The 6,666-nt window shown below is 60.8% G+C and carries 8 protein-coding genes; 6 read left to right on the forward strand and 2 right to left on the reverse strand.

Annotated elements, in window-relative coordinates; translation table 11 throughout:
* A partial coding sequence (locus NKJ90_RS33065; RefSeq protein ID WP_502904963.1) for a transposase occupies positions 1 to 245 on the reverse strand: 245 nt, incomplete at its 3' end.
* Between the two features lie 9 nt (positions 246 to 254).
* Between NKJ90_RS33065 and NKJ90_RS33070 the strand changes: the two genes are divergently transcribed.
* The 5 genes from NKJ90_RS33070 (at position 255) to NKJ90_RS33090 (ending at position 4,517) form a co-directional block, all read left to right on the forward strand.
* Positions 255 to 485, forward strand: coding sequence for a hypothetical protein (locus tag NKJ90_RS33070; protein ID WP_084025303.1), 231 nt, complete (start codon positions 255 to 257; stop codon positions 483 to 485).
* Between the two features lie 255 nt (positions 486 to 740).
* Positions 741 to 1,232 (forward strand): hypothetical protein, encoded by a 492-nt coding sequence (locus tag NKJ90_RS33075; RefSeq protein WP_502904964.1) that lies wholly within the window; start codon positions 741 to 743, stop codon positions 1,230 to 1,232.
* The gene (locus NKJ90_RS33080; protein WP_352487753.1) at positions 1,229 to 2,752 is read left to right on the forward strand and encodes an FAD-dependent oxidoreductase; all 1,524 of its coding nucleotides are present in this window, start codon (positions 1,229 to 1,231) and stop codon (positions 2,750 to 2,752) included. Before NKJ90_RS33075 ends, NKJ90_RS33080 begins: the two co-directional genes overlap by 4 nt.
* On the forward strand, positions 2,749 to 4,035 hold the full coding sequence (locus NKJ90_RS33085) for an SDR family oxidoreductase (RefSeq protein ID WP_352487754.1): 1,287 nt from the start codon (positions 2,749 to 2,751) through the stop codon (positions 4,033 to 4,035). Before NKJ90_RS33080 ends, NKJ90_RS33085 begins: the two co-directional genes overlap by 4 nt.
* Positions 4,035 to 4,517: a DUF2269 family protein gene (locus tag NKJ90_RS33090; RefSeq protein ID WP_352487755.1), complete on the forward strand. Its 483-nt coding sequence runs from the start codon at positions 4,035 to 4,037 to the stop codon at positions 4,515 to 4,517. The genes NKJ90_RS33085 and NKJ90_RS33090 overlap by 1 nt, the downstream gene beginning before the upstream one ends.
* A gap of 319 nt (positions 4,518 to 4,836) precedes the next feature.
* Here NKJ90_RS33090 and NKJ90_RS33095 read toward each other — a convergent pair whose 3' ends face one another.
* The gene (locus NKJ90_RS33095; protein ID WP_352487756.1) at positions 4,837 to 5,037 is read right to left on the reverse strand and encodes a hypothetical protein; all 201 of its coding nucleotides are present in this window, start codon (positions 5,035 to 5,037) and stop codon (positions 4,837 to 4,839) included.
* A 917-nt stretch (positions 5,038 to 5,954) separates the two neighbouring features.
* Here NKJ90_RS33095 and NKJ90_RS33100 point away from each other — a divergent pair.
* Positions 5,955 to 6,386, forward strand: coding sequence for a DUF892 family protein (locus tag NKJ90_RS33100; RefSeq protein ID WP_352487757.1), 432 nt, complete (start codon positions 5,955 to 5,957; stop codon positions 6,384 to 6,386).
* Positions 6,387 to 6,666: the final 280 nt, after the last annotated feature.

The raw sequence follows: 6,666 nt of genomic DNA on the forward strand, positions 1-6,666 counted from the left end.
GCGGCAGCCGATAGAAGCTCAGCGTCTCCTCGATGTTGTCCTCCACCCAGTTGACCAGCTTCGGATATTTGGCCTGCCATTTGGCAATCCGCCCTGAGCCCCAAATGGTCGTCGGAGACGACGAACTCGACGCCGGCGAGCCCGCGATTCTTAAGCCCTGTCACGAACTCGCGCCAACTCGAATGGCTCTCCCGGTTGGCCAGCTCCACCCTCATTGGCGAGGAGCGGTATCCGTATTCCTCCATGAAAGGGGCATGGAGACCAGCCTTGAACTGAACCGCCCCATGAAATCGTGCATTCAGATCGCGCGCGAACAGCTCGCCCTGCTCGAAACGGCCGAACAGCTAGAGATTGAGGGCTTCAAGGAATTAGTCGAGGGCAGTTCTCTCATTACCGACGAGCTCTACCGACGGGCGACCACCAACTGCTATATTCATGCCGATGAAGCGCGCAGGCTGGGTATCGTCGCCGACGTGCTTGGATAGGACGGTTCACCGCTTATGGAGACGCCGAACGGCTCGGCGTACGCATGCCGAAATTGTCGGATCTTGCGGAGGCATTCCTAAGAGGTCGACCGCTTCAGCAGTGAGACGCCATCATCAGCCCCATTGCTACGGCTTCTCCGGACGTCCCATTTGTCACGCGTGAGCTTGTTCGTTCCCGATCGAAATACACCCCAAGGAACAATCAACCCGCAATTCCGTTGGACAGATTGCGTCAGGAGAATGCTGTTGCGACATATGATGTTGGGAGCTCTGGCCGGCCTTGCGGCATCGGTGGCGATGACCAGTGCCATGCGGCGGTCCCATGGGTTGCTGAACGAGACGAGTCGCTACCCGTTGCCGCCCCGCGAAATTGTCGATCGCCTGAACTTCGGGGGCGATGAAGGGCAGGCGCGAGCGAATACTCTGTTGGCTCACTTCGGCTTCGGCGCCATGACTGGCGCTGTTTTCGCCATTTTGCCTCGGCGTCGCGGCAGCGGCACACTCTTTGGCCTCGGCGTGTGGGCGGCCAGTTATCTGGGTTGGATTCCTGCAGCGCGAATTCTTGCCCCCGCATGGCGTCATCCTGCAGGGAGGAATCTGCTGATGATCGCTGCGCACATGGTGTGGGGTACCGTGCTCGCGAAATCGCTCAGCGAGTTGGAAGCCGCCGAAGCCGAAGCGTTCGGCAGGCCTTCGGACGCCGAACTGTCAGTCTTGGAAAGGCGAGAGAGAGGACCTGGTCGATGAAGCCGGTCCCGTTTTGGCTCGATCGAGAGCCCGAGATTTCATTCGGCGCCTTGCAGGGCAACCATGACTTCGAAGTCGTAATCGTCGGCGCGGGCATCGTGGGCCTGCACACTGCCTGTCTGCTGCGTAGCTCGGGTCTGAAGGTCGCGGTTCTTGAGGCGCGCCAGATCGGCCAGCAGGCCACCGGCCGCTCGACCGCCAAGGTCACATCCCAGCATGGGCTCAAATACGCTTCCCTCATTCGCAATTTCGGCCGCGAAGGCGCGAAGCTTTACGCCGACGCGAATGAAAAGGCCAAGGAGGAGATCGCTGCACAGTGCTCCCTTATGGTGGATAAGGCCAAGCTGGAAGCCAAATCTGCCTTCATCTATGCTGAAGACGAACAACAGGCGGATAGGTTACGCCGTGAGGCCGACGCCGCCGCATCGCTTGGATTGCCCGCCGAATTCCTGTCCGATGCGGAGCTGCCCGTGAGGGCGACGGCAGCGCTCCGTTTTTCGGGCCAATATCAATTCGACCCGTATCTTTATATTTGCGGGCTGGCCCGCCTGGTGAGCGAGAGCACCATTTCCGTTTTCGAGAACAGCCGCGTTGTTGAGATTGCAGGCGACGGGCCTTATCAGTTGACTCTGGCTGGCGGTATTGTGACCGCCGGTAAGGTCATCGTCACCACGCAGATGCCCATCATCGGAGACGGACTCTTCTTTGCCAAGGCCTTCCCATTTGCGCATCCGGTCGCGGCAGCATCACTGGCCGAACATGCAACAGTGGACGGCATGTTCATCAGCGCCGGCAGCCCGTCTCATTCGTTTCGCACAGCGAACCGTGACGGCAAGCGCTTTCTTGTGGCCGCCGGCGGCGAATTCAAGACCGGAGACCGCGAGGCTGCGGATCGCGCCGTCGCTGACATGCTGGCCTTCCTCGAGACAACATTCGCTATTAACCAACCGTCGCACCTTTGGATAAACGAAGATTTCCGGTCGGTGGACGGAATGGCCTTCGTCGGCGTGGCGAGTTCTTCAAAACCGGACCTTCTCGTCGCCACCGGTTTCGACGCCTGGGGCATCACACAAGGCGCCGTCGCACTGGAAATCCTTGCGTCGCAGCTTCTCGGCCAACCCCATCCTGCGGCCGAGATCTTCGACGCGACCCGTATCAAGCCGCTCGCCGGCGGGCCGACGTTCATATCGGAGAACGTCAAGACGGCTACTCATCTGGTGGCCGAACGGCTCCTGGGTTCAAGAACGGTGGATATCAACAAGATCGCCCTGGGAGAAGGCGGTGTGGTCGAGCACGACGGAGAGCAACTGGCGATCAGGAAGGCGCGGGACGGTACGGTCACCGCCCGCTCCGCAATCTGTACGCATCTCGGCTGCGTCGTCGGGTGGAATCCGGTCGACCGGACGTGGGACTGCTCATGCCATGGGTCCCGCTTCGATGAAGCTGGTGAGGTTCTTTCCGGCCCCGCAACGAGACCGCTCGAGCCGCGGGCGTCGCCAAATGCCGGGCACGCGGAATGAGGGTCCTGGTCACCGGCGCGTCGGGTCTGATCGGAGCCGCGCTTTGCGCGCGCCTGGCGGCCGAGGGACATGACGTCGTTCGTGTGCTCCATCGCCCCAGTGTTGGCCCGTTCACAGGGCCCACTCCCATCCTGCTAGACATGGCAAATGCGCTGCGGGCGCAGGACTGGATCCATCATCTTGCCGGTGTCGATGCCGTTGTGAACTGCGCCGGCGTTCTGCAGGACAGCCTTCGTGAGAATACCCAGCACGTCCATGCAGGCGGCGCCTCGGCACTCTTTGCCGCGTGTGAACAGGCACGAGTGAAAAAGGTCATCCACTTCTCGGCTATCGGCGTCGATCGCCAGCAGCCATCCGCTTTCTCCGCCAGCAAGCTTGCTGGCGATGAGGCCATGATGGCGCGCGATATCGACTGGGTCATTCTGCGCCCTTCGGTTGTGTTGGGGAGGCCGGCGTTCGGCGCAAGCGCGCTTTTTCGTGGTCTCGCTGCTTTGCCACTATTGCCTGTGATGCCCGACGCTGGTCGTCTTCAGGTCGTACAGCTAGACGACGTGATCTCCACCGTTCTCTTCTTTCTCAGGCCCGACAGCCCAACGCGCCTCACTCTGGAGCTGGCTGGGCCTGAAGCGCTTTCTATGAACGAGGTCGTTGCCTGCTACCGCCATTGGTTCGGATGGGACAGCGCCCGGGAATTCATCCTGCCCAATTGGGCCGCAGCAATCCTATACCGGGTTGGGGATGCGGCGGCTCAGCTCGGCTGGCGTCCGCCGATGCGCAGCAATGCCGCAAAGGAGATCGCGCGGGGCGCGGTCGGTGATCCCCAGCCGTGGATAGCGGCGACCGGCATTCAACCGTCAAGTCTTGCAACCGCACTCAGCCTTCATCCTGCCACGGTGCAGGAACGATGGTTCGCTGGTCTCTACCTCGTCAAGCCGGCGATCTTCGTCGTGCTACCCTTCTTCTGGATCATGACCGGCATCATTTCCCTCACCACCGGCTGGCGCAGCGGAGTTGAGTTGCTGATTGACACAGCAGTCGGCGCGCTGGCCGGACCGGCCGTCGTCGCCGGGGCGCTGGCAGACATGATCGTCGGCGTGCTGATCGCCTGGCGCCCGACCAGCCGGCTTGGTCTCTTCGGTGCAATCGCGGTGTCGCTTTTCTATGCGACCGCTGGGAGCATTCTGCGGCCGGAGCTCTGGAACGACCCGCTCGGCCCGCTGATGAAGATCCTGCCGATTTTGGTTCTGCATTTTGTCGCGCTGGCGATCCTGGAGGAACGCTGATGGTCTATTTCGTGCTCAAGTATCTGCATGTCATCGGTGCGGCTGTGCTGTTGGGGACTGGCGCCGGCATTGCCTTTTTCATGCTCGTGGCACACCGGACCGGTAACGCCGGGACCATCGCGGCTGTCGCCCGCATCGTCGTACTCGCCGACTTTCTGTTCACGGCTACGGCCGTTATCGCGCAACCTGTGACCGGGATAGCTCTCGCCCAGTATGCGGGGTATTCGCTTGCTGAAGGATGGATCGTTCTTTCGATCCTGCTCTATCTTGCCATCGGCCTGCTCTGGCTGCCCGTGGTGTGGATGCAGATCGAGATGCGCAATCTCGCCATAACGGCCACGACGTCCAATCAACCCCCGCCTGAGCGTTACAGTCAGTTGTTCAGGCTCTGGTTTGCCTTCGGCTTTCCAGCCTTTGCGGCTGTGCTCGCCATCTTCTGGCTGATGATTGCGCGCCCGCCAATCGAGTGGCTGGCCTTGTAGCCCCGTCGCCGCTTTACCGCGGCAACCGACCTCACCCAATGTCGTTGCGGATGTCAGGGGAAACTCCGGCCTGATCACCGCTCTCTCGTAAGTTCGGCGAAATCAACTCTCGCAACCAGAACGCCTTGCGCATCGCTGCTCCTACTGCCCATCCTATCGTGCTTCGCCGCGCGGCAACGCGTCCTGCCACAGATCCTCGGTCGATCGTCGACATTCAGCGGCAACGGCATCCAGGCTCGGATACGCAGTCCACCCACCGAGCGAAGCCGTCCCTTGTCCTGATATTCCAGAGTGTATAGCTGTTCGGCCGGCGACCCCGTCAGTTGTGGCTGCGCCGCTCAGTTTGGTCCCTCCCGAACTGAGCGACCTGGACCATCATCACCTTTGCCTTTGCGACGAGTTCATCATCCGTAAGCGTCTGATCGGCCTGCAGTGTGACGGTGATGCACTCGCCTCCCTCCCCGCGAAATTCGACGACCGGAGCCTGGTCCCGGCTGACGACAGCTTCTATCATCTGCATAGAAAATCCTCCTGCCATTGTGGGAATGGCGACCGGTTGGGAGCAAGACCGAAGCTCCACCATCCCTGTTTTAGTGATGACGTTTGGCTAATCCTTGACACAGGCTCCAGGCCGACGGCCGCCCCTCGGCGCCTTGGCGTCTTTTGAGTGCTCCGCAGCCGCTGGACCTGCGCCGGAGATTTTCTCCGTGGCTGGCGAAGGTGTGGCTTTCTTTGAACTGGTGCTGCCGCCGGATTTTTGGGGGCGGATGACATGCCAACCGGAGAATTGTCTGTAGAGGTCATGGCTTGATCCCGAACGCTGCAAAACTCCATGGGTAACCTGGGACATGGCTTGAAGTTCCATGCGCCTGCATTTCGCGAAGGAGCAAAGGTTCAGCGCACGTATGGCTATGTTTCCGAATATGGAGGCTCTGCCGAGGGCCCTGGACATTGTGGACGTTTGGCGATGAACGCAAAGCGGCAGATGTCTTGATGCGATTCCAGACGAGAACGCCGAGCGAGCTCTTGAGCCTTCTCAGGGCGCCTCAGCAACGGGTTGAGTTCGCGAAACGGACGGCAAAACGCGAAGCTGCTCGGCAAAGACATAGCTTCGCGGGGCACGTGCTGCGCGGGACGCAGGCGATGCCGACGCGAAACAGTGACGATCTCCGCCAACGGCGCAGTCGTCTACAGAGATGCTTCCGCAACTCCAGACTGCCGGCGATCCCCGGGTGAAGGGCGGCACGGACCGGCAAGAGACCGCCAACGCAGGCCGCGGCGGCTCTGACATCTGTTCTGCGACCCGGCCGTTCAGGAACAATACCTGCGTTTGCAAGCTTGAACGGGATCACGAACGAGCAATGAGATGTCAGAATCGCGCGAATGGCTTGTCCAATGGCTCAGGGATGCTCACGCCATGGAGGAGCGGCGGAGACCATGCTGAACGGGCAATTGAGCCGTATCCAGAACTATCCTGAACTCAGCAACCGAAGCAGCACGTCGACGAGACCTAACAGCAGGACTCGGCTCAAATCCTGCCTCGACCGCATCGGGCAAGGGTCCTCCACGCTGAAGGACGCCGGCGGCAAGCTGACTGCGATGGCACAGTCGCTGAGCGGCATCATCGCTGGCGACGAGGTCATGAAGGGATCGCTTGCAAGCTATATGTTCGAGTATATGGAAATCGCCTCCTACACGATCCTTATCGCCGCTGCGAAATCGCTCGATGAAACGGAACGCGCGCATGTTTGCGAGGAGAACCTGCGCGAGGAAGTCGCGATGGCGGACTGGCTGAAAAACCATCTTCCCGCGACAACCAAGCAGTTCTTTACTCGGGCTGATACAGAGAGCGAGAACGCCAAGCGTTGATCTACCGCCGAGGTTGCTTCGATCGGCTGACGGAGCGCGACCGGCCAGTATGGTGCGGCGGGACCTACCTGCCGCGCTGAGCGGGTTGAACAGGATTGGGAGATCTATGACGGCAGGACGATCCATGGGAGCAGATGCTACCCCATGCATGAATGTCGACAACGCGCCGCGCCAGATCGCCTGCGCCGTCAACTTGCTTCGGCGATGTTGCTGAGAAAAGCTGCCAAGCTCTGCTGCGGATCCTCATCGTCCCCAGCCACGACGTTGAGCCCCCAGCGTC

The sequence above is a fragment of the Mesorhizobium sp. M0051 genome (assembly GCF_040323235.1).
GTDB lineage: Bacteria > Pseudomonadota > Alphaproteobacteria > Rhizobiales > Rhizobiaceae > Mesorhizobium.

Excerpts from the sequence above, each read along its gene's own strand:
- NKJ90_RS33070 (WP_084025303.1), top strand. The coding sequence starts at position 255 with ATGGAGACCAGCCTTGAACTGAACCGCCCCATGAAATCGTGCATTCAG.
- NKJ90_RS33075 (WP_502904964.1), top strand. The coding sequence starts at position 741 with ATGATGTTGGGAGCTCTGGCCGGCCTTGCGGCATCGGTGGCGATGACC.
- NKJ90_RS33080 (WP_352487753.1), top strand. The coding sequence starts at position 1,229 with ATGAAGCCGGTCCCGTTTTGGCTCGATCGAGAGCCCGAGATTTCATTC.
- NKJ90_RS33085 (WP_352487754.1), top strand. The coding sequence starts at position 2,749 with ATGAGGGTCCTGGTCACCGGCGCGTCGGGTCTGATCGGAGCCGCGCTT.
- NKJ90_RS33090 (WP_352487755.1), top strand. The coding sequence starts at position 4,035 with ATGGTCTATTTCGTGCTCAAGTATCTGCATGTCATCGGTGCGGCTGTG.
- NKJ90_RS33095 (WP_352487756.1), bottom strand. The coding sequence starts at position 5,037 with ATGCAGATGATAGAAGCTGTCGTCAGCCGGGACCAGGCTCCGGTCGTC.
- NKJ90_RS33100 (WP_352487757.1), top strand. The coding sequence starts at position 5,955 with ATGCTGAACGGGCAATTGAGCCGTATCCAGAACTATCCTGAACTCAGC.